This window comes from Leucobacter sp. NPDC015123 (assembly GCF_043080205.1).
Taxonomy (GTDB): domain Bacteria; phylum Actinomycetota; class Actinomycetes; order Actinomycetales; family Microbacteriaceae; genus Leucobacter; species Leucobacter aridicollis_A.
In genome coordinates this window covers 117,157-137,995 of record NZ_JBIBVH010000003.1, presented here as the reverse complement: position 1 = coordinate 137,995, position 20,839 = coordinate 117,157, and the positions used below count along the sequence as shown (strand labels likewise).

Annotated in this window: 19 protein-coding genes and 3 tRNA genes; 20 read left to right on the top strand and 2 right to left on the bottom strand. The window is 64.2% G+C overall.

Going from position 1 to position 20,839, the window contains the following annotated elements; all coding sequences use genetic code 11:
• Positions 1-244 precede the first annotated feature (244 nt).
• The 20 genes from ACF07D_RS07305 (at position 245) to clpX (ending at position 20,001) form a co-directional block, all read left to right on the top strand.
• Positions 245-2,224, top strand: coding sequence for a TPM domain-containing protein (locus ACF07D_RS07305; RefSeq protein ID WP_391504432.1), 1,980 nt, complete (start codon positions 245-247; stop codon positions 2,222-2,224).
• 108 nt (positions 2,225-2,332) lie between these two features.
• Positions 2,333-3,055 carry a PspA/IM30 family protein gene (locus ACF07D_RS07300; protein ID WP_119283814.1) on the top strand — a complete coding sequence of 241 codons (723 nt, stop codon included), beginning with the start codon at positions 2,333-2,335 and terminating at the stop codon, positions 3,053-3,055.
• 99 nt (positions 3,056-3,154) lie between these two features.
• On the top strand, positions 3,155-5,122 hold the full coding sequence (thrS, locus tag ACF07D_RS07295) for a threonine--tRNA ligase (RefSeq protein ID WP_391504431.1): 1,968 nt from the start codon (positions 3,155-3,157) through the stop codon (positions 5,120-5,122).
• A gap of 18 nt (positions 5,123-5,140) precedes the next feature.
• Positions 5,141-5,707, top strand: coding sequence for an HIT domain-containing protein (locus ACF07D_RS07290; protein WP_119283812.1), 567 nt, complete (start codon positions 5,141-5,143; stop codon positions 5,705-5,707).
• A 66-nt stretch (positions 5,708-5,773) separates the two neighbouring features.
• On the top strand, positions 5,774-6,538 hold the full coding sequence (locus ACF07D_RS07285; protein ID WP_391504430.1) for a YebC/PmpR family DNA-binding transcriptional regulator: 765 nt from the start codon (positions 5,774-5,776) through the stop codon (positions 6,536-6,538).
• A gap of 2 nt (positions 6,539-6,540) precedes the next feature.
• Positions 6,541-7,134, top strand: a complete 594-nt coding sequence (gene ruvC, locus ACF07D_RS07280; protein ID WP_119283810.1) for a crossover junction endodeoxyribonuclease RuvC — start codon at positions 6,541-6,543, stop codon at positions 7,132-7,134.
• A 190-nt stretch (positions 7,135-7,324) separates the two neighbouring features.
• The gene (gene recO, locus ACF07D_RS07275; RefSeq protein WP_119283809.1) at positions 7,325-8,047 is read left to right on the top strand and encodes a DNA repair protein RecO; all 723 of its coding nucleotides are present in this window, start codon (positions 7,325-7,327) and stop codon (positions 8,045-8,047) included.
• Positions 8,048-8,056: 9 nt separating this feature from the next.
• Positions 8,057-8,842, top strand: coding sequence for an isoprenyl transferase (locus ACF07D_RS07270; protein WP_119283808.1), 786 nt, complete (start codon positions 8,057-8,059; stop codon positions 8,840-8,842).
• A 38-nt stretch (positions 8,843-8,880) separates the two neighbouring features.
• On the top strand, positions 8,881-10,068 hold the full coding sequence (gene dusB / locus ACF07D_RS07265) for a tRNA dihydrouridine synthase DusB (protein ID WP_391504429.1): 1,188 nt from the start codon (positions 8,881-8,883) through the stop codon (positions 10,066-10,068).
• Positions 10,061-11,323 (top strand): deoxyguanosinetriphosphate triphosphohydrolase, encoded by a 1,263-nt coding sequence (locus tag ACF07D_RS07260; RefSeq protein WP_391504428.1) that lies wholly within the window; start codon positions 10,061-10,063, stop codon positions 11,321-11,323. The genes dusB and ACF07D_RS07260 overlap by 8 nt, the downstream gene beginning before the upstream one ends.
• Before the next feature lie 255 nt (positions 11,324-11,578).
• Positions 11,579-13,432, top strand: coding sequence for a DNA primase (gene dnaG / locus ACF07D_RS07255; protein WP_119283805.1), 1,854 nt, complete (start codon positions 11,579-11,581; stop codon positions 13,430-13,432).
• Between the two features lie 12 nt (positions 13,433-13,444).
• Positions 13,445-14,290, top strand: coding sequence for an ATP-binding cassette domain-containing protein (locus ACF07D_RS07250; RefSeq protein ID WP_119283804.1), 846 nt, complete (start codon positions 13,445-13,447; stop codon positions 14,288-14,290).
• A gap of 73 nt (positions 14,291-14,363) precedes the next feature.
• Positions 14,364-14,436, top strand: a tRNA-Asn gene (locus tag ACF07D_RS07245).
• Positions 14,437-14,514: 78 nt separating this feature from the next.
• On the top strand, positions 14,515-15,063 hold the full coding sequence (locus tag ACF07D_RS07240; protein WP_119283803.1) for a gamma carbonic anhydrase family protein: 549 nt from the start codon (positions 14,515-14,517) through the stop codon (positions 15,061-15,063).
• Between the two features lie 89 nt (positions 15,064-15,152).
• Positions 15,153-15,226, top strand: a tRNA-Gly gene (locus ACF07D_RS07235).
• Positions 15,227-15,482: 256 nt separating this feature from the next.
• Positions 15,483-15,557 (top strand) — tRNA-Pro (locus tag ACF07D_RS07230).
• Between the two features lie 60 nt (positions 15,558-15,617).
• A complete protein-coding gene (gene tig / locus ACF07D_RS07225) occupies positions 15,618-17,156 on the top strand; it encodes a trigger factor (RefSeq protein WP_255809699.1) in 1,539 nt (512 codons plus the stop codon).
• A gap of 166 nt (positions 17,157-17,322) precedes the next feature.
• Positions 17,323-17,907 carry an ATP-dependent Clp protease proteolytic subunit gene (locus ACF07D_RS07220; RefSeq protein WP_119283801.1) on the top strand — a complete coding sequence of 195 codons (585 nt, stop codon included), beginning with the start codon at positions 17,323-17,325 and terminating at the stop codon, positions 17,905-17,907.
• A 21-nt stretch (positions 17,908-17,928) separates the two neighbouring features.
• Positions 17,929-18,600, top strand: a complete 672-nt coding sequence (locus ACF07D_RS07215; protein ID WP_119283800.1) for an ATP-dependent Clp protease proteolytic subunit — start codon at positions 17,929-17,931, stop codon at positions 18,598-18,600.
• 129 nt (positions 18,601-18,729) lie between these two features.
• Positions 18,730-20,001: an ATP-dependent Clp protease ATP-binding subunit ClpX gene (gene clpX, locus ACF07D_RS07210; protein WP_119283799.1), complete on the top strand. Its 1,272-nt coding sequence runs from the start codon at positions 18,730-18,732 to the stop codon at positions 19,999-20,001.
• Here the strand turns inward: clpX and ACF07D_RS07205 are convergent.
• Positions 19,998-20,489 (bottom strand): hypothetical protein, encoded by a 492-nt coding sequence (locus ACF07D_RS07205; protein WP_391504427.1) that lies wholly within the window; start codon positions 20,487-20,489, stop codon positions 19,998-20,000. The two genes, clpX and ACF07D_RS07205, sit on opposite strands and share 4 nt — an antisense overlap.
• Before the next feature lies 1 nt (position 20,490).
• On the bottom strand, positions 20,491-20,823 hold the full coding sequence (locus ACF07D_RS07200) for a Fe-S oxidoreductase (protein WP_391504426.1): 333 nt from the start codon (positions 20,821-20,823) through the stop codon (positions 20,491-20,493).
• Positions 20,824-20,839 lie beyond the last annotated feature (16 nt).

The window sequence follows — 20,839 nt, the reverse complement described above, 5'->3', positions numbered from 1 at the left end:
GGCCTACATCGCAGCCCCGCATCACTGCCGGCCTCTTCAGGCAGAAGGCATGCCGCGAACGCTCCAGGCGAAGGAGTTCCATTCCCGTCTGTCGCCACTGTGGATACAGTGCCGGGCAGCCCTCGCCTCGGCTTCATGTCGAACTCATAGCTGCTACTAGCGCCAGGTGTCCCGCACTTCTAAACTGTGCGTATCGGGCACGCGTTGGAGTACCCGCGCAGCCGTTGCAGACGGAGGATCGTGAATGAAGCGGATCGTAACGATGCTTGGCCTTGCTGCCCTAGCGGGTCTGGCGCTGTTCGCCCCGGCAGCTGCCTCAGCTACCCCGCCGCCTTCGTTTGGTGGAAAGTACATCATCGACGGAACGAGCGACGGAGTGCTCGGTTCGAGCGTGTCGGCACTCGAAGATGACGTGCGAGAGTTTGCGACTGAGCACGGCGTGCAGCTGTTTGTCGTCTACGTCGACACGTTTGATTCGCCCGCCGACCCAGAAGCATGGGGTGCGGCGACCGCTGAGAAGAACTTTCTCGGCGACGACGCTGTATTGCTGAGCATCGCTGTCGAGGATCGCCTGTACGACCTGAACGCCCCGCAGGCGCTCATGACTGACGCACAGTACGAGAAGCTTTCAAACGATTACGTGCGCCCGGCGCTCAAGAGCAGCGATTGGACGGGGGTTGTCGGAGCGACGCTCACCGGAATCGAAGAAGCTGTACTCAACCCGACCTCAAACGGCACCGGCATTGCCGTTGCCGTGATTGGAGGCGTTGTCGTTGCGGGTGGCGTCGCGGCCGGTGTCGCGTTGTCACGCAAGCGCAAACGGGAGCGTGAGCGGGAGTCCGCAGCGGGCGAAGTAGAGCTCACACTTGAGGAGCTAGATTCACAAGCGAGCGCGCTTTTGATTCGAGTCGATGACGACCTCCGAAGCAGTGAACAGGAGCTCGGCTTCGCGGAGGCGCAGTTCGGGGCTGAGGCTGCGAAGCCGTTCGCAGCAGCGATCGCCGAGGCGAAAGAGCAGCTCCGGGCAGCGTTTGCACGCAGGCAGCTCCTCGACGACAACATCCCTGATTCCGACGAAGATCGACGGGCCTGGCTTACCGAGATCATCGAGAGGTGCTCTGGAGCGAAGGAGTCGCTCGATTCACACACGGACTCCTTCTCGCGTCTTCGCGAGGTCGAGCAGCGCGCACCAGAGGTGCTTGAGCAGCTCACTGCAGAGCTTCCCGCCGTGAGGGCGTCACTCACCGGCGGGCGGGAGCGGGCCGCTGCGCTTGCGGCAAGCTACGCGCCGACAATCGCTGGCCAACTCGAGGCGAACCTGAACGAGGCCAATGCACGGCTTCAGTTCGTGAGCGAAGTCATTGCTGCCGCAACGAACGAGCTGAAGTCTGGCGAACGTTCGGCGGCCGCTGTCTCGCTCCGCGCGGGTGAGGCTGCGCTTGATCAAGCACGCACCCTTGCTGAGTCCCCCGACGTGCTCGCGGGCGAGCTCGCCGAGAGCGCGAGCCAGTTTGAGGCTGCTGCAGCTGACCTGCAGGGTGACCTGCAAGTAGTTTCGCAGCTTGTCGGCTCCGCGAGCGAGGCAGACAGGCTGGCGCTTACCCAGGCCGCTGAACGGGTGAGTCAACTCCTGGCGCGCGGTACGCAGGGCGACCCCGTTGCAGCTCTGGCAGCCGCCGCGGCAGCCAACGTTGAAATCGACGCGGCTATCGGTGCAGCCAGGGAAAACTCGGAGCGGCTGCGCCGAGCCGTAGCAGCCCGAGACGAAGCACTCGTCCCCGCGCGAGCCGAGGTGCTCGCAGCCGAGCAGTTCATTGAAACCCGTCGCGGCGCGATCGGTTCGCAGGCACGGACCAGGCTCGCGGAGGCCAAGCGCCAGTTGCAACTCGCCGAACAGTACGCGGAGCAGGATCCGATGAAGTCGTACCAGGCGGCGCAACAAGCGACACAATACGCTCGCGCTGCGTATCAGCTCGCGGTGAACGACGTCTCCGGGTGGGGCGGTGGGTCTGGGGGCGGCTACGGCGGAGGCGGATCGAACGGCAGCTTCGGCGGAGCCGTGCTTGGCGGCATCCTCGGCGGTCTCCTGAGCGGAGGCGGAGGAGGAGGCCATTCGAGTGGGGGCTGGAGCGGCTCGAACGGCGGGTTCACCGGAGGGTGGAACGGCGGCGGGTCGATCGGCGGCGGTGGCGGCGGTCGACGCGGAGGTGGAGGCCGGTTCTAGCCGCCGGAAGTTCACGCGCACACAAGCTCAAAGATTTGCGGCTCCGCCCGGCGCCGCTGACAGACCTCCTCCGAGCTGATTCGGTGGAACACAGGAAAGGAAGCCAACATGGCAAAGCAATCCATCCTTGGCCGTATTGCACAGCTCGCCAAGGCAAACATCAACGCACTTCTCGACTCCGCCGAAGACCCCGAGAAGATGCTCAACCAGATGGAGCGCGACTACAAGAACAGCATTGCCGATGCTGAAAGCTCTGTCGCTCAGACGATTGGCAATCTGCGCCTCATGGAATCAGACCTTGAGGAGGACCGCAAGGCCGTTGCAGAGTGGGGTACGAAGGCGGCGGCCGCGTCGAACCAAGCAGAGACGCTCCGCGCGTCGGGCGACACCGCAGGCGCTGACAAGTTTGACAACCTCGCACGCGTCGCGCTGTCGAAGCAGATCTCATTCGAGAAGGAGATCTCGACATCAGAGCCGAGCGTCGCCGCTCAGCAGCAGGTTGTCGACCAGCTGAAAGCCGGCCTCCAGACCATGCGTGAGAAGCTCGTGCAGCTGCAGGCGAAGCGCGACGAGCTCGTCTCGCGCGGCAAGGTTGCAGAGGCGCAGTCGCAAGTGCAGGACGCTGTGAAGAACCTCGACGTTCTGGATCCGACGAGCGAGCTTGGCCGCTTCGAAGAAAAGGTGAAGCGCCAGGAGGCAATGGTGCGTGGACAGGCTGAGCTCGCTGCGTCGACACTCGACGCGCAGTTCAACGAGCTCGACGATCTCGGCGCACTGAGCGAGGTTGACGAGCGACTGCAGGCGCTGAAGCAGGGCAACGCCGGCGCATAGTCTGCACTGTGCGGGGCAACCCGCCGCTCGAGTGAGCCGTCGGCCGCTGCGACCCGATAGAATTACGGAGTATTTATCTTGTCTCCGAAGGGAATCGCAGTGGCCGACGGCTTTTCACTGTTCACCGACCGGTCCATTGTCGCTATGCGCGTCAATGGCGAACTTCGCGATCTCGCGACGGAGGTCACAGATACCGACACAGTGGAACCCGTCACGATCGACTCCGAAGACGGGCTGAGCATTCTCCGACATTCGGCCGCTCACGTGCTCGCGCAGGCTGTGCAGCGCGTGAACCCAGAGACGAAGCTCGGGATCGGGCCGCCAATCACCGACGGCTTCTACTACGACTTCGACTCAGCCGAGGCGTTCACCCCTGAGGATCTCAAGGCTCTCGAGAAAGAGATGCAGAAGATCGTGAAGCAAGGCCAGCGCTTCGTGCGTCGGGTCGTGAGCGAGGACGAGGCGCGAGCGGAGCTTGCGAACGAGCCCTACAAGCTTGAGCTCATCGGGCTCAAGGGTGGCGCCGACGCGGGTTCCGACAACGAAAGCGTCGAGGTCGGGGGCGCCGAGCTCACCATCTACGACAATGTTGACCCAAAGACTGGCGAGACGCAGTGGAAGGACCTCTGCCGCGGGCCGCACCTCCCGAACACGAAGATGATCGGAAACGGTTGGGCGCTCATGCGTTCGAGTGGTGCGTACTGGCGTGGCAGCGAGGCGAACCCGATGCTGCAGCGTGTCTACGGGACCGCGTGGCCGACGAAAGACGAGCTGCGGGCCTACCAGACTCGCCTTGAAGAGGCAGCGAAGCGCGACCACCGCAAGCTCGGTGTCGAACTCGACCTCTTCTCCTTCCCCGACGAGATCGGCTCAGGCCTTGCGGTGTTCCACCCCAAGGGCGGCATTATTCGCCACGAGATCGAGAAGTTCATGAGCTCCGAGCTCGTGAAGAACGGCTACGAGGTCGTCAACAGCCCCCACATCACAAAGGGCACGCTGTTCGAGACGAGCCAGCACCTCAACTGGTACAAAGAGGGAATGTTCCCGGCGATGCACCTCGACGAGGTCGTCGACGACGAGGGCAACGTCACCAAGCAGGGCCAGGACTACTACCTGAAGCCCATGAACTGCCCGTTCCACAACCTCATTTTCCGGGCTCGGGCTCGCAGCTACCGTGAGCTTCCGCTTCGGCTCGCTGAGTTCGGCACGGTGTACCGGTATGAGAAGTCTGGCACCCTCTCGGGTCTCACCCGCGTGCGCGGCCTCACTCAGGACGACGCGCACATCTATGTCACTGACGAGCAGGTCAAGGACGAGCTCAAGCGCCAGCTCGAGTTCGTGTTCGCGACGCTCCGCGCGTACGGTCTCGACGACTTCTACCTCGAGCTGTCGACGCGTGATCCCGAGAAGTCAGTCGGCACCGACGAGCAGTGGGCAGACGCCGAGCAGACGCTGCGCGAGGTTGGCGAGGAGTCTGGTCTCGAGCTTGTAGCGGATCCAGGCGGCGCCGCCTTCTACGGGCCGAAAATCTCTGTGCAGGCCCGCGACGCGATCGGCCGCACATGGCAGCTGTCGACGGTGCAGCTCGACTTCAACCAGCCCGAGCTTTTCGAACTCGAATACGCCGCTGCAGACGGCACGCGCAAGCAGCCGGTCATGATCCACCGCGCACTTCTCGGATCGATCGAGCGGTTCTTCGCGATCCTGCTCGAGCACTACGCGGGCGCGTTCCCAGTGTGGCTCGCCCCCGAACAGGTCGTCGGCATTCCCGTCGCCGCCGAATACGGCGACTACCTCGAGGAGATCTTCGCGCGGCTCCGGGCCGAGGGCGTTCGCGCCCACGTCGATCACTCAGACGACCGCATGCCGAAGAAGATCCGAACCCACACGAAGATGAAGGTGCCGTTCCAGCTCATCGCTGGCGAGGAGGATCGCGCGGCGGGCGCAGTCAGCTTCCGGTTCCGCGACGGCACGCAGCTCAATGGCGTCCCTGTCGACGACGCTATCGCTCGCATTCTCGCAGCGATCGAGAGCCACGAGCAGGTCTCGACGGCCTGGTCGGAGTAGCTGGTAGGCGCGAGAACCATGAGTGGAACTGAGGAAACCCAAGCTGAGGGCCCAGGGGAGCGCGGCACGGTCGGCACGCCGAACCCGCTGCAGCGCCTCTGGGTGCCTCACCGCATGGCGTATGTCGCAGATCACCACCAGGCAGATCACACAGACTGCCCGTTCTGCGAGGCTCCGCGACACGACGACGCTTCATCGCTCATCGTGCACCGCGGGAAGACAGCGTACGTGCTGCTCAACCTATTCCCGTACAACAGCGGGCACATGCTTGTGTGCCCGTACCGCCACGTGGCTGGGTACGACGACGCGACCGCAGAAGAGGTCGCTGAGATCGGTGCACTGACCCAGGCCGGAATGCGCGCAGCGCGCCGCGCGCTGAACTGTGCTGGGTTCAACCTCGGCATGAACCAGGGCGAGATCGCTGGCGCCGGTGTTGCCGCCCACCTCCATCAGCACATCGTGCCGCGGTGGGCATCTGACGCGAACTTCTTCCCAATCATTGGGCAGACGAAAGCGATGCCACAGCTACTCGGCGAGGTCCGCGACCTGATCGCGGCAGCCTGGGCAGACCCACCCGACGCCTAGCGTGGGGCCTCGTCGCCCCAACATTCGGATCGCAGCAGACACACACGTAAGAAAGCAGGAGCACCCGTGGCCGGACACTCCAAGTGGGCAACCACCAAGCACAAGAAGGCAATTCTCGACTCGCGGCGCGCGAAGGCGTTCGCCAAGTACATCAAGGTGATCGAGGTCGCCGCGCGCATCGGCGGGCCCGACCTCGCCGGAAACCCAGCCCTCTCTGAGGCGGTGCACAAGGCGAAGAAGAATTCTGTTCCCGGCGATAACATCGACCGTGCGATCAAGCGCGGCGCCGGACTGACTGGCGAATCCGTGGAGTACTTCACGACGATGTACGAAGCCTACGGCCCGAACGGCGTTGCTCTGATGGTCGAGTGCCTCACCGATAACAAGAACCGCGCCGCAGCCGAGGTTCGCACCGCCCTGAGCCGCAACGGCGCGACGCTCGCCGATCCAGGCTCGGTTGCCTACAACTTCGAGCGCAAGGGCGTCATCACGGTGCCCGCCGGGGGCACCACTGAAGATGACGTGCTCATGGCAGTACTCGAGGCAGGCGCCGAGGAGGTCAAGCCGACTCCGAACGGCGAGGCGTTCGAGGTGATTACTGAGGCGACTGATCTCACCGCCGCCCGCGGTGCACTCGTCGACGCTGGCATTGACTACGATTCCGCCGAGGCAGAGTTCGTGCCGAACCTCAAGGTTGAGATTGATGCTGAAACTGCCCGCAAGGTGTTCCGCATCATCGACGCCCTCGAAGACAGCGACGACGTGCAGAACGTCTACGCCAACTTCGACCTGACCGACGAGGTCCAGGCGGAACTCGCCACCGACGAGTAACCGTGCGCGTCATCGGGATTGACCCGGGGCTCACGAGGCTCGGCGTGGGCGTCGTGAGCTCCGAAGGATCCCGGAAACTGACGTTCGAACACGTCGAGGTATTGACGAGCCCAGCTGGGGCCGAGCTGCCTGTGCGGCTCCACCAGCTGGGCTCAGCCCTCGAACGACTGCTCGACGGCGACCGCCCCGATGCCATAGCTATCGAGCGGGTGTTCGCTCAGCAGAACCTACCGAGCGTGATGGGCGTCGCCCAGATCTCGGGCATCGTGATGTTCCTCGCGCAGCAGCGCGGCATCCCTGTCGCGATGTACACCCCAAACGAGGTGAAGGCCTCGGTGACCGGTTACGGCGCCGCCGACAAGGCGCAAGTGACGAATATGGTGACACGGCTGCTTGGGCTCGCCGCTCCACCCAAGCCCGCCGACGCTGCCGACGCGCTCGCCCTCGCAATCGTCCATGCCTGGCACCTTGGTCGAGGGGGAGCACCAGACCGGCAACGGGCAAGTGCTGCACCGATGGGAGAGACCCCAGCGCAGCGAGCCTGGCGCGAAGCTGAGGCGAAGGGCGGCCGGCGCAGGAGCGGCCCGCGCGCCTAGCTTGCCGCGCCCCGGCGTCCAGCCCGCAGCGCTACGCACCTTCCGCAGAACTGCAGATCGGCAATTCGTATGCCGGTTCCTGACCGGACCGGGATTGCTCGCGCAGATCCCAGATCTATTGACGGGGTTGGATGGCGGAGCCACTGCGGGGAAAGAGACGATCCCAAGCCCGACGCGCCATAATGGTGGGGTGCCCCTCTATCGCGAACAGGGTGTCGTGCTCCGCACGCACAAGCTCGGGGAGGCTGACCGCATCGTCACCCTCCTCACGAGCAAGCGTGGCGTACTCAGGGCTGTCGCGAAGGGCGTGCGCAGGACTTCGTCAAAGTTCGGCGCCAGACTTGAGCCGTTCATGGTCGCCGACGTTCAGTGCTACGAGGGTCGCACACTCGACACGATCACTCAGGCAGTCACCCTCGGCTCGTACGGGCCCGCGATCACCGCGGACTACGACAGGTATCGGGCCGGTAGCGTGATGGCCGAGACCGCCGAGCGGCTCGCTGAGGGCGGGCCCTCGCCCGAGCTGTTTAGGCTCCTCGTTGGCGCTCTGCGCACCCTCGCCGCGGGCAAGATTCCCCCGGAACTCGTCCGTGACGGCTACCTGCTGCGCGCCATGGCCGCCGCGGGCTGGACGCCCGGCTTTGATGAGTGCGTGCGCTGCGGCGCACCCGGCCCTCACACCGCAGTCGCGGTACAGCTCGGCGGTGTCGCCTGCGAGAACTGCCGGCCGGCAGGTTCGCCGCGCCTTGACCAGGTGAGTATCGATCTGCTCCGCGCGCTGCTCGCGGGCGACTGGGACACGGCCGTCGCGAGCGGAGAGCGTGAGCGCGGGCAGGCCGCCGGGATTGCGGCGGCATACACCCAGTGGCATCTTGAGCGTGGCCTACGTTCGTTCTCAGTGCCACGCGCCTAGAATCGGTGCATGGCTATTGCTCCCGAGACCCTGGTTCCCGTTGACTGGACCGGGGAACAGCCACCGAAGTTTCGGGGCCCGGCCCCCAAACACGTCGCGATAGTGATGGACGGCAACGGGCGGTGGGCGAACCAACGTGGCCTGCCGCGCGTCGAGGGCCACCGGATGGGCGAACAGGTGCTGCTTGACGTCGTCGCCGGGGCGATCCAGGCCGGGGTGACGCACCTCAGCGTGTACGCGTTCTCGACCGAGAACTGGCGACGCTCGCCCGACGAGGTTCGGTTCCTCATGGGGTTCAACCGCGACGTGCTGCGGCGACGGCGCGAGCAGCTCAGCGCTTGGAACGTGCGCATGCGCTGGGCGGGACGCAGGCCGCGGCTCTGGGGTTCGGTGATTAAGGAGCTCAAGCTCGCAGAGACCTACACAGCGCACAACACCGGCCTCACGCTGACGATGTGCGTGAACTACGGCGGTCGCACGGAGATCACAGACGCTGTGAAGCGCATCGCAACGGAGGTCGCTGACGGCAGGCTCTCGCCCAACGGAATCTCTGAGCGCGTCATCGAGAAGCACCTGTACGTGCCCGAGCTGCCGAACGTCGATCTCTTTGTTCGGAGTTCGGGGGAGCAGCGCACGAGCAACTTCATGCTCTGGCAGTCGGCCTACGCCGAGATGGTGTTTCTCGACCAGCTGTGGCCAGACTTCTCACGGCGGGACCTGTGGGAGGCTATCGAGATCTTCCATGACCGCGATAGGCGCTTCGGCGGCGCGGTCGACAAGCCAAAGTCGCGCTAGCGCCGAGAGTCGGCGTGATCTGCGACAATAGAGCAGTCATGACTACCTCAACGCTTCCAGGCTCCCGCCTGCGTATCGGCCCCCTCGAGCTCGACGTCCCAGTCATCCTGGCGCCGATGGCCGGAATCACCAACACCGCGTTTCGCAGGCTCTGCCGAGAGTACGGCGCGGGGCTCTATGTCAGCGAGATGATCACGAGCCGCGCGCTCGTCGAACGCACCCCGGGATCACTCCGGCTCATCAAGCACCACGAGAGCGAAACTCCCCGCTCCATCCAGCTGTACGGCGTCGACCCGAAGACTGTGTCCGAGGCCGTCCGGTTCCTCGTTGATCAGGATCTCGCGGACCACATCGACCTGAATTTTGGCTGCCCGGTTCCGAAGGTCACTCGCAAGGGCGGCGGAGCTGCCCTGCCGTGGAAGGCCGACCTGTTTAGCGCGATCGTCGAGGGCGCCGTGAAGGCTGCTGGCGACATTCCGCTGACGGTAAAGATGCGCAAGGGCATCGATGCCGATCACCTCACCTTCCTCGACGCCGCGCGCTCCGCCGAGGCAGCAGGCGTCGCTGCCATCGCCCTCCACGGGCGCACCGCGAACGAGTTCTACTCGGGCACGGCTGACTGGTCGGCGATCGCAGAGCTCAAGCAGGCCATCACCAGCGTGCCGATCCTCGGCAACGGTGACATCTGGGCCGCTGACGACGCGATCCGGATGGTGCGAGAGACAGGCTGCGACGGCGTCGTCGTCGGGCGCGGGTGCCTGGGGCGGCCGTGGCTGTTCGGCGATCTCGCCGCCGCGTTCAAGGCCGAACAGGGTGAGCTCACCTGGGACGAGGCGAACGCCGCGATCGCGAAGCCCGGTCTCGGGTTCGTGATGGACGCGATGCGCCGTCACACCGAACTGCTCATCGAGTTCTTTGACGGCGAGGAGGCGCGCGCCTGCCGCGACATCCGCAAGCACGTCGCCTGGTACTTCAAGGGCTACGGCGTCGGCGGCGACACCCGCCGAGCGCTCGCAATGGTCGAGTCACTCGAGCACCTCGACGAGATCTACGAGACGATGGACCGCTCCCTGCCCTACCCAGGCGTTGGCGCGGAGGGGCAGCGCGGCCGGGCTGGAAGCCCGAAGCAGCCCAAGCTCCCCGACGGCTGGCTCGATTCGCGTGATAGCGCGCACATCGACTTCGCTGAGCTCGCCGAGGCGGAGCGGGACGATTCGGGTGGCTAGCCCGCAGCCCGCGCGCGGGGAATACGGTGCGGCCGACATCGAGCGGTTCGTGCCCGAGACGCACAGCGGCGCGCGCAGCGATTTCGAACGCGATCGGGCACGCGTCATTCATTCCTCTGGCCTGCGCAAGCTTGCCGCGAAAACCCAGGTGCTCAGCCCGACCGCGGGCATCGACTTCGCGAGAAACCGCCTCACGCACTCGCTCGAGGTCGCGCAGATTGGTCGCGAGCTCGCCGCGTCGCTTGGTCTCGACCGCGACGTCGTCGACGCGGCATGCCTCACCCACGACCTCGGCCATCCGCCGTTCGGTCACAACGGAGAACGGGCGCTCGCCGAGTGGGCGAGCGATGCCGGCGGGTTTGAGGGCAACGCGCAGACGCTCAGGATCCTGACGCGGCTCGAAGCGAAGCGTTTCGACGACTCGGGTGAGAGCGCCGGCCTGAACCTCACGCGGGCGACGCTCGACGCGAGCTGCAAGTATCCGTGGGCGCTCTCGGAGGCTCCCGCGGGCAGTGGCAAGTTCGGCTACTACCCCGACGACGCCCCGGTGTTCCACTGGATGCGCGAAGGCGCGCCCGCTCGGGTGAAGTGCGCGGAAGCGCAGACGATGGACCTGTCCGACGACATCGCCTATTCCGTGCACGACTTTGAAGACGCGATCGTGAGCGACCACATTGATCCGCTGATCCTTACCTCGCGTTCGGGGCATGACTCGCTCATTGCCGACGTCGCGAGTTGGGCCGACGGCTCGTTCACGCACGACGAGCTCTCGGCGGCCTACGACAGGATCTCGGCGACGCCGACCTGGCTAACGCGGTGGGACGGATCGCGCAGGCACCAGGCGCAGCTCAAGAACTTCACGAGCGACATGATCGGGCACTTCGCGCGCTCCGCCATCGCAGCGACACGGGAGTCGGCCGGCGGGGCTCCGCTTGCCCGCTATGGCGCATCCCTCGTGGTGCCGAAGGAGATCCATGCCGAGATCGCGGTGCTCAAGGGCATCGTCGCGGCGTTCGTGATGGCGAGTGGCCGCAGGCAGCCAACTTACCGCAGGCAGCGCGCGCTCCTCGCCGAGCTCCTCGAAACCCTGTGGGAGGGTCAGGATCGCGATCTCGAACCCGCGTTCCAGGCAGACTTCGCGGCGGCCGCCGACGAGGCAGCAGCAAAGCGCGTGATCGTGGACCAAGTGGCGTCGCTCACTGACCAGTCTGCAATCGCCTGGCACCGCCGGCTGTGTGAGGTGCCGCTGGTATAGAGACACACGCATCGCGTGTGTCCGCCAGCGGCTCCGGCGCCACCGTGCCGGCTGGTAGAGCTGCGGGTGCTCGCTCGCACCGCCTGTGATCTGCCGAGCTAATGCAGCTTCCGCCGCGCTGCGGCATACACATCGTCGATCCCAGACCCTGCGCGCGTGCAGCGCTGCACCCACGGCATCGCTACGATCGCTGAGGCCGGTGCGCCCTGAGCGAGCTGCCGTCGCCGGCGCCCCGCAAAGACTAGAATGGCCCCTATGGCGGGTCGGATCAAAGCAAGCGATGTTGAGGAAGTGAAGCGCCGCACAAACATCGCCGACCTCGTTGGGGATTACGTCGCACTGAAGAACGCTGGCATCGACTCGATGAAGGGGCTCTGTCCGTTCCACGACGAGCGCAGTCCGAGCTTCCACGTGCGCCCGGCCCTCGGTTACTTCCATTGTTTCGGCTGCGGCGAGTCGGGCGACTCGATCAGCTTCGTGCAGAAGATGGACCACCTCTCGTTCGCGGAGGCAGTCGAACGGCTTGCGGCCCGCACGAACTATGTGCTCACCTATGAGGAGGGCTACGAGCGTCGCGAAGACGGGCCGAACAAGGCGCGGCTGCTCGCTGCTAACCAGGCGGCGAGCGACTTCTACCGCGATCAGCTTATGGGGGAGGAGGCCCAGACCGCCCGCGGCTTCCTCGAACAGCGCGGTTTTGCTTCGGCGTCATGGGAGCAGTTCGCCGTCGGCTACGCCCCGCGGGGGTGGGACGCCCTCACGGGCCACCTCCGGCAGCTTGGCTACACGCCGCAGGAACTCGTGCAGGCCGGTCTCGTCTCCGAGGGGCAACGCGGGGTCTACGATCGCTTCCGCGGCCGCATCGTCTGGCCGATTCGTGACACGAGTGGGCAGACGCTCGGATTCGGCGCCAGGAAGCTCTACGAGGACGACAACGGGCCAAAGTACCTGAACACCCCAGAGACACCGGTTTACCACAAGTCGCGGGTTCTCTACGGGCTCGACCTGGCGAAAAAGGCGATCTCCCGCGGCGGGCGCGCCGTGATCGTCGAGGGCTACACGGATGTCATGGCATGCCACCTCGCGGGCGTCGACGACGCCGTCGCCACCTGCGGCACCGCCTTCGGTAAGGAGCACATTTCGATGCTCCGCCGCGTGATGGGTGACGACTCCGCGGCCGAGGTGATCTTCACCTTCGACCCAGACGAGGCAGGCCAGAAGGCCGCGCTGCGCGCGTTCGGCGAGGAGCAGCGCTTCACCGCGCAGACGTACGCCGCGGTCGCGCCGGACGGCTACGACCCGGCCGACCTCAGGCTCCACCGCGGCGACGACGCCGTCCGGGAGCTTTTCAGCAAGAAGGTACCGCTGTTCGAGTTCGCGCTCAAGCAGGCGATCAGTCGGTACGACTTGAACTCAGTCGAGGGCAGGGTGTCCGCGCTCCGGCAGGCCGCCCCTATCGTCGCCGGCATTAAGGATCCGGGAATGCGACCTGGATATACCCGCGAGCTTGCGCGAATGCTCGGCCTCGATCTCACCGAGGTGCAGCATGCGGTGAAGAACGCGCACCGGCAGGCACCCACCGAGCCTGAGTACGCGGGTCCAAACCACGCCGCTGAACCCGGGCCGGCCCGCCCGGCGATCTCGCTCAACACGTTGCGTTCGACACCAGCCGTGTGGCTCGAGCGCGATGCGCTTATGGCGATGATCCAGCAGGGCCCTGCGGTCGGATCTGAGCTGCTCTCGCAGGCTGTCACCGCGCAGGTCACCGAGCCGAAACTGCGCGTCGTCAGAGACGCGCTCAGCGCGGCGCTGCCGAGCCTCAACGGCGGGGCCTGGGTAGAGGCGGTGCTCGCTGCGGCACCACCGACACATCAGGGCCTCGTGCGCGAACTCGCGGTCGCCTCGATGCCACAGCGTGATCCAGCGCTCCTGCCTGAGTACGCACGTGAGGTCGTCATCTCACTGCTCGACCGCGACCTCGTCTCGTTGAAGCAGGAGTTGCTCGCACGCCTGCAACGTATCGGCGACTCCTCGAGCGAAGCCTCCCGTCGCGTGCAGGAACAACTCGCCGCGCTGGAGAATGCGCGGCGTGGCCTGCGCCACGACTAGTAAGGTGAGCGTGTGGCACATCCAAACCTCGATGCAGACCCAGTCCTGTTCGCTTCGGATCTCTCACTGAGGTATCCAGCACACGCTGGCGGGCGCGCCTTCCAAGCTGTTGAAGGCGTCAGCGTCGAGTTGCCACGTGGGGGAGTGCTAGCCGTGCTCGGAGAAAGCGGTTCGGGAAAGTCGACACTTACCCGCTACCTCGCAGGGCGAGGCACCGAGGGCGACAAGAATGCGCGAATTAAGTCAGCTGGCGGCGTCGGCACCGCCCTTGGCATGCCGTTGGAGCGCCTGTCGCGGCGTTCACGCTCCCGGCTGACAGCGTATGTCGGTCACCTGTCGCAGGACGCGGGAGCGACCCTCACTCCCGAGCTCAACGTAGGCGACGTGTTGTTCGAGCCGATTCAGGAACGTGTTCGAAACTTCGACCGTGAACCGCTCGGGGAAGTCGTCGCTGAGATGATGGACATCGTTGCGCTGCCACTCGCGAAGCTCCAGGAGTACCCCTACGAGCTTTCAAAGGGTCAACGTCAGCGCGTAGCGGTGATGCGCTCACTGATGCTCGACCCGACTGTACTCGTCGTTGACGAGCCAACCCTCGGGGTCGATGCGAACAATAGGCCTAAGATCGTTGACCTGTTGAAGTGGTACCGAAAGCGCACAGGCGCCTCGATGGTGCTCGTCAGTCACGATATCGGCATGCTCGAGGCGCTCGCGGAAGAAGTTATTGTGCTGCAGCAAGGCCGAATTGTCGGCCGCGGTGAGATCAACTCAATCTTCAGGCGCACTGAGCACGAGTATGTTCGCAAGCTCGCGGAGGCCCTCCGATCGACGGCGTACGACGAGATCGCCGAGGAGTAGACGCGCCCGGGGCGCAGCGATTTGCACGCCCCGCGAAACGCTTGGTACGCTAGTCGAGTTGCTGCGGCAATATTCCCCTGTAGCTCAGTTGGCAGAGCGCTTGACTGTTAATCAGGATGTCGCTGGTTCGAGCCCAGCCGGGGGAGCAACGAAGGCCCTTACTCTTGAGTAAGGGCCTTTTTGTCTACCCAAAGGAGCGTGCAGTGAGTCAACACCACGGACACATGATTCAAGTCGAGCCTTACGGCTCGCCGGATGTGCACGAGAGCGTCTGGCTCGCCCCAGGAGCAATCGTTGTTGGCAATGTCGCCATCGGGCGCGATTCGAGCATCTGGTACAACGCAGTCGTGCGGGGCGACTCAGACGCGGTGCGCATTGGCGAGCGAACAAACGCCCAGGATGGTGTGGTGATTCACACGTTTCGCGGCCGGGCAACTGTCATCGGCGATGATGTCTCAATTGGGCATAACGCGGTCGTTCACGGCGCCACTGTCGAGAACGGGTGTCTCATCGGCATGAACGCGACCGTGCTCAACGACGCAGTCGTGGGGGAGGGCAGCCTTGTGGCCGCTGGGGCGGTCGTACCTCAGGGGATGGTCATCCCGCCGCACTCCCTCGTCGCTGGAGTGCCAGCCCGAGTCGTGCGCGAGCTGAATGACACGGATCGCGAATCAGTGCGCCTCAACTCAGAGGTGTACCTCGAGTACACCGACAACCACCGAGCAGCGACGAGCGATCCGACAGGTGATCCGAGGAGCACTTCCGGGGCGTGACGCGCCGGGATGCAGGCGCGTTCGCGCGAGGGAGCGAACATGCAGTATGCTCGATGAGTCGCGCAAGCGTCGCACCGATTTCGCGGTGTGGGGATGTAGCTCAATGGTAGAGCCTCAGTCTTCCAAACTGATTACGCGGGTTCGATTCCCGTCATCCCCTCCAATGAGCCCCTCACTTCAGTGAGGGGCTTTCTGCTGTTCGGGGAACTGGATTCTGGGCCGGCTGATGCTGTGAGGAACCCGGGGAGTTCGATTTCGAGGCAGGCGATGACACTCCCGGAGGACCCGCTCTGCCGCGTGTTTCCGCCATTTTTCTACGCATTTGCTCCGCAAACGCCGCCCAGTGTGCTGATTTGCTCTGGTTTGGACTAGGATTGGTCAGGTTGCGCGCTGTGAGCGCAACCGAGAGACGAGAGTCTCGGGGCGTAGCTCAGCTTGGCTAGAGCGCCCGCTTTGGGAGCGGGAGGTCGCAGGTTCGAATCCTGTCGCCCCGACAAGGGTCTATTGGCCCGATACTGGCTGATAGCAGCATGATCCGACGATGAGAGGCCAAATTGCCGAAGACGAAAGCTGAAAAGCTCACACCGACCCGCACGAAGCTGACCGTTACCGTCACGCAGGATGAGCTCGCTCCGTACCTGAAGAACGCGTACAAGTCGATCGCCGAGCAGGTTTCGATCCCAGGCTTCCGCAAGGGCAAGGCACCGGCACAGATCATCGACCAGCGCTTCGGCCGCGATTCAGTCATCTCCGAGGCAGTGAACCACTCGCTCGACGATTTCTACCAGGCTGCAGTTGCCGAGGCAGGCGTGCGCCCGATGGGTCGCCCCTCAGCAGACATCGAATCGATGCCGGCAGCAGCCGATGCTTCGAGTGAACTCGTTCTCCTCTTCGAGGTTGAGGTTCGCCCCGAGTTCACCCTCCCCGACTACGACGGTCTCGCAATCACCGTCGACGAGGCGGAGATCGACGAAGCTGCTGTCGAGGCAGAGCTCACAAGCCTCCGTGAGCGGTTCGGAACCCTTGTTACTGTCGATCGTCCGGCCAAGACCGGCGACTTCGTTGAACTCGACCTCACCGCGAAGGTCGACGGCAAGGAAGTAGACAAGGCAAGCGGAGTATCGTACGAGGTCGGCGCAGGTAACCTCCTCGCAGGTACCGACGAGGCTGTCGAGACGCTCACCGCGGGGGAGACAACGAACTTCACCTCGCAGCTGCTTGGCGGCGAGTACGAAGGCCAGGACGCTGAGGTTGAGCTCACGCTCACCGCAGTGAAGGAGCGCGAGCTTCCCGAGGCTGACGACGAGTTCGCTCAGCTTGCGAGCGAGTTCGACACCATCGCAGAGCTGCGCGAGAGCCTCAAGGATCAGGTCTCACAGGCGTCGGTCTTCGCGCAGGGCCGTCAGGCACGCGACATCTTCACTGAGACGCTCATCGAGCAGGCCGATATCCCGATTTCGGAGGAGCTCGTCGAGGAGGAGGTGCACCGCCACCTCGAGGGTGAAGGCCGCCTCGAAGACGACGAGCACCGTGCAGAGGTTCGCGTGGCGAGCGAGAAGCAGATCCAGATGGAGCTTCTGCTCGACGCGATCGCCGAGCGCGAAGACGTGACCCCGACACAGGCAGAGCTCTCCGACTACATCTACCAGTCGGCGCAGCAGTACGGCATGGAGCCCACGCAGTTCCTGCAGGCGATCAGCCAGGGCAACCAGCTGCAGGTGATCCTCGCTGAGGTCACCCGCAACAAGGCTCTCGCTGTGGCGCTCGGCAAGGCAACTGTCACCGACAAGGCTGGCAAGGCTGTAGACCTTGGCGCGTTCGTCGCAGTCGATACCGAGGACGAGGCTGAAGAGGCCCCCGAGGCACCTGCTGCAGAGAAGCCCGCGAAGAAGGCTCCGGCAAAGAAGGCTGCCGCACCGGCAGACGAGGCCGAGAAGCCGGCCAAGAAGACGCCAGCCAAGAAGGCGGCTTCGAAGGACGAGGCTCCCGCAGCTGACGCCGATGAGGAGGCCAAGAAGGCCGCCCGCTCGGCAGCTGCGAAGAAGGCTGCAGCAACCCGCGCTGCGAAGAAGGCAGCAGCGGAAGAGAAGTAACTCTTCGCTCAGCAGAGATTGGGGAAGTCCTCGGCCAGATTGGCCGGGGACTTCTTCGTTTCCAGCGAACACGGCGCCCCCCGAACAACGCCCACGGCGAACACGCGAGCGCGCGCCTTTCGCAGTCGATACTCTCGAATCAAGCAACTTACGAATGGAGCGCCGAATGGCTGAACAGTCGCCCGTGAACAGCGTGTTCGACCGCCTGCTGAAAGACCGAATCATCTGGCTCGGGTCTGAGGTGCGCGACGACAACGCAAATGAGATCTGCGCAAAGATCCTGCTCCTTGCAGCGGAGGATCCGGAAGCCGACATCTATCTGTACATCAATTCGCCAGGCGGTTCGATCACCGCAGGCATGGCTATCTACGACACCATGAGCTTCGTGCCGAACGACATCGTGACCGTCGGCATCGGTATGGCCGCGTCGATGGGCCAGTTCCTGCTGACCGCGGGCACACGAGGCAAGCGCTACATCACGCCAAACGCCCGCGTGCTGCTGCACCAGCCCCACGGCGGCTTCGGTGGCACCGCGAGCGACATTCAGACGCAAGCGCAGCTCATCGTCTCGATGAAGAATCGCCTCGCCGAGATCACCGCGAAGCAGACGGGTAAGACCGTCGAGCAGATCAACGAAGACGGCGATCGCGACCGCTGGTTTACCGCCGAGGAAGCCCTCGAGTACGGCTTCGTCGACTTCATTAGGGATTCCGCCTCCGAGGTTGTCGGCGGCGGCGGTACGAGCAAGTAGTCCGATAGGAAAACAGAAATTATGACGAATCTCTACATGCCGCAGGGTGGCTCTGCCGATCGCATGATGCCCGACTCGCGTTACGTACTGCCCACGTTCGAGGAGCGCACGGCGTACGGTTTCAAGCGCCAGGACCCGTACGCAAAGCTTTTCGAAGACCGCATCATCTTCCTGGGTGTCCAGGTTGACGACGCCTCCGCCGACGACGTGATGGCCCAGCTGCTCGTGCTCGAGAGCCAGGACCCTGAACGCGACATCACGATGTACATCAACTCACCGGGCGGATCGTTCACTGCGATGACCGCGATCTACGACACGATGCAGTATGTCCGGCCGCACATTCAGACTGTCTGCCTGGGCCAGGCTGCATCGGCAGCCGCCGTTCTGCTCGCCGGCGGCACCCCTGGCAAGCGCCTGGCGCTTCCAAACGCTCGTGTACTCATCCACCAGCCGTCAAGCGGGCAGGGTGGTCACGGCCAGGCATCAGACATCGAGATCCAGGCACGCGAGATCCAGCGGATGCGTGAGTGGCTTGAGGAGACACTGTCCAAGCACTCGAAGCGTTCGATCGAGGAAGTTCACAATGACATCGACCGTGACAAGATCCTGAGCGCCCAGGAGGCGTTCGAGTATGGCCTTGTCGACCAGGTGCTGACGAGCCGGAAGAATCCGCAGCCCGTCATCGCTCAGTAGCGAGAGCAACGATAACAGTGTGATTACAAGCTGACGGCGCGCGGCCCACAACGGCGGCGCGCCGTCAGTCATTGTCGGGGGTCACTACTAGGCTCGAAGCGTACATGCGGCGCGAGGAGGTTTCGGAATATGGCGCGTATTGGCGAAAGCAGCGAAGTGCTGAAGTGCTCTTTCTGCGGTAAGTCTCAGAAGCAGGTCGCCCAGCTCATCGCTGGCCCGCAGATCTACATCTGCGACGAGTGCGTCGCGCTGTGCAACGAGATCATCGAAGAACGACTCTCCGAGCACCAGCCCGCGGAGTCGTCTGACTTCACGCTTCACAAGCCCCGTGAGATCGCGGGCTTTCTCGATCAGTACGTGATCGGGCAAGAGCGCGCGAAGCAGTCGCTCGCAGTGGCGGTCTACAACCATTACAAGCGTGTTCGCGCCGCGAGCGCAATCACCAGCGCCGAGTTCGCCAACGAACAGGTTGAGATCGCGAAGTCGAACATCATGATGATCGGGCCGACGGGGTGTGGCAAGACATACCTCGCGCAGTCGCTCGCGCGTCAACTCGGCGTTCCTTTTGCAGTCGCAGACGCGACGGCGCTCACAGAGGCTGGCTACGTCGGCGAGGACGTCGAGAATATCCTCCTGAAGCTACTTCAGGCAGCCGACTTCGACGTCCAGCGCGCCGAGACTGGCATCATCTACATCGACGAGATCGACAAGATCACGCGCAAGGCAGAGAACCCATCGATCACCCGTGACGTCTCAGGCGAAGGAGTACAGCAGGCTCTGCTGAAGATCCTTGAGGGTACTGTCGCCTCAATCCCGCCCCAGGGTGGCCGCAAGCACCCGAACCAAGAGTTCATCCAGCTCGATACAACGAATGTGCTCTTTATTGTCGCCGGCGCTTTCTCCGGGCTCGAAGAGATCATCGCCCAGCGCCTCGGAAAGGGCGGTATCGGGTTTGGCACGCCGATGGGAAGCAAACGAGACGAGTCTGAGCTCTTCGCCGAGGTGCAGCCTGAAGATCTCCATAGGTTCGGCCTGATTCCCGAATTCATTGGCCGGCTCCCAGTCATCGCAACAGTTGACCCGCTCGACACAGTTGCCCTCCAGCGAATCCTCACCGAGCCGAAGAATGCGCTCGTGAAACAGTTCCAGCGAATGTTCGAGCTCGACGATGTCGAACTCGAATTCGAGGATGCGGCGCTCGCCGAGATCGCGAACCTCGCTGTAGCTCGAAAGACTGGTGCCCGCGGACTGAGATCCATTCTCGAGACCGTACTTGGGCCGGTAATGTTCGAGGTGCCGTCGAACGACGATGTGGCGAAGGTTGTTGTTACGCGCGAGGCAGTGCTCGAGGAGGCTCCGCCCCTGCTCGTGATGGCCGAGAGTGGGCGAGAGAGCGCCTAGCCCACGACCTCAGTGATGTCGTAGCTCAGCAGGATCGCGCCGTCGTCGCCCGCCATCGTCACCGCGGTGACTTCGAGCGCTGGCGAGACAAGCGTTGCTGTGCGGCCGCCGTCACCTGTCGCGGCCTCGTCCGAGGCTGAAAAGCCTGAGCCCGAAACCACGGAGTCCCAAAGCGTGTCAGCTGCAGCCTTGTCGGCTGCACGAAGCACGACGTACCAGCTTCCAAAGTCGCGGTTGCCTGCGTCGTCGACGACCGCGCCCTCGGGAACCACGAAGCCCTCGGGGAAGCCATCTGGGAGCTCCGCCGACTTCTCGTAGGCCTCCTCTGGGTTCGGTTCAGTCCAGCTCCCGCCTTCGGGCTCGACCTTTTCCGTGAGGTCCCTACCGTCCGGGGCCACCGTTCCTGGCTCGGGCGCGCACCCCGCGAGGAGCACGGCAGCGAGCCCGAGTGCTGCGGCCCCGGCTCCGAGGCGATTCGTCTTCGTCATATCAGCTCAACCAATCGTCGTCGTCATCGTCGTTCTCACCGATAGCTGTCCCGGTGGCCGGTGCTGCCAGTTCTGCGTCGTGGGCCGGAAAGGCACGCTCGATCACAGTACCGTCAGCGTCGAGGCCAATGTCCGCTCTCACTCGACCTGATGTGTCGAAGAGCTCAACACGAGGGCGCCCCTCAAGCCATGTAAGCGTCCAGGAACCCCCGTGGTGACCCACCTGGGGGCCACCTTCAAGCTGGCGCTCAGCTGCAGCGACGGCCGCATGCAGCTTCTCGGGCACTCCGGGGTGCGGTGGCTGCCCCACCTGCCAGCGTGACCCGAGCTGCATGCGATCCCTCGTCCTC

Excerpts from the sequence above, each read along its gene's own strand:
- ACF07D_RS07305 (WP_391504432.1), top strand. The coding sequence starts at position 245 with ATGAAGCGGATCGTAACGATGCTTGGCCTTGCTGCCCTAGCGGGTCTG.
- ACF07D_RS07300 (WP_119283814.1), top strand. The coding sequence starts at position 2,333 with ATGGCAAAGCAATCCATCCTTGGCCGTATTGCACAGCTCGCCAAGGCA.
- ACF07D_RS07290 (WP_119283812.1), top strand. The coding sequence starts at position 5,141 with ATGAGTGGAACTGAGGAAACCCAAGCTGAGGGCCCAGGGGAGCGCGGC.
- ACF07D_RS07270 (WP_119283808.1), top strand. The coding sequence starts at position 8,057 with ATGGCTATTGCTCCCGAGACCCTGGTTCCCGTTGACTGGACCGGGGAA.
- dusB (WP_391504429.1), top strand. The coding sequence starts at position 8,881 with ATGACTACCTCAACGCTTCCAGGCTCCCGCCTGCGTATCGGCCCCCTC.
- dnaG (WP_119283805.1), top strand. The coding sequence starts at position 11,579 with ATGGCGGGTCGGATCAAAGCAAGCGATGTTGAGGAAGTGAAGCGCCGC.
- ACF07D_RS07240 (WP_119283803.1), top strand. The coding sequence starts at position 14,515 with ATGATTCAAGTCGAGCCTTACGGCTCGCCGGATGTGCACGAGAGCGTC.
- ACF07D_RS07220 (WP_119283801.1), top strand. The coding sequence starts at position 17,323 with ATGGCTGAACAGTCGCCCGTGAACAGCGTGTTCGACCGCCTGCTGAAA.
- ACF07D_RS07215 (WP_119283800.1), top strand. The coding sequence starts at position 17,929 with ATGACGAATCTCTACATGCCGCAGGGTGGCTCTGCCGATCGCATGATG.
- clpX (WP_119283799.1), top strand. The coding sequence starts at position 18,730 with ATGGCGCGTATTGGCGAAAGCAGCGAAGTGCTGAAGTGCTCTTTCTGC.
- ACF07D_RS07205 (WP_391504427.1), bottom strand. The coding sequence starts at position 20,489 with ATGACGAAGACGAATCGCCTCGGAGCCGGGGCCGCAGCACTCGGGCTC.
- ACF07D_RS07200 (WP_391504426.1), bottom strand. The coding sequence starts at position 20,823 with ATGCAGCTCGGGTCACGCTGGCAGGTGGGGCAGCCACCGCACCCCGGA.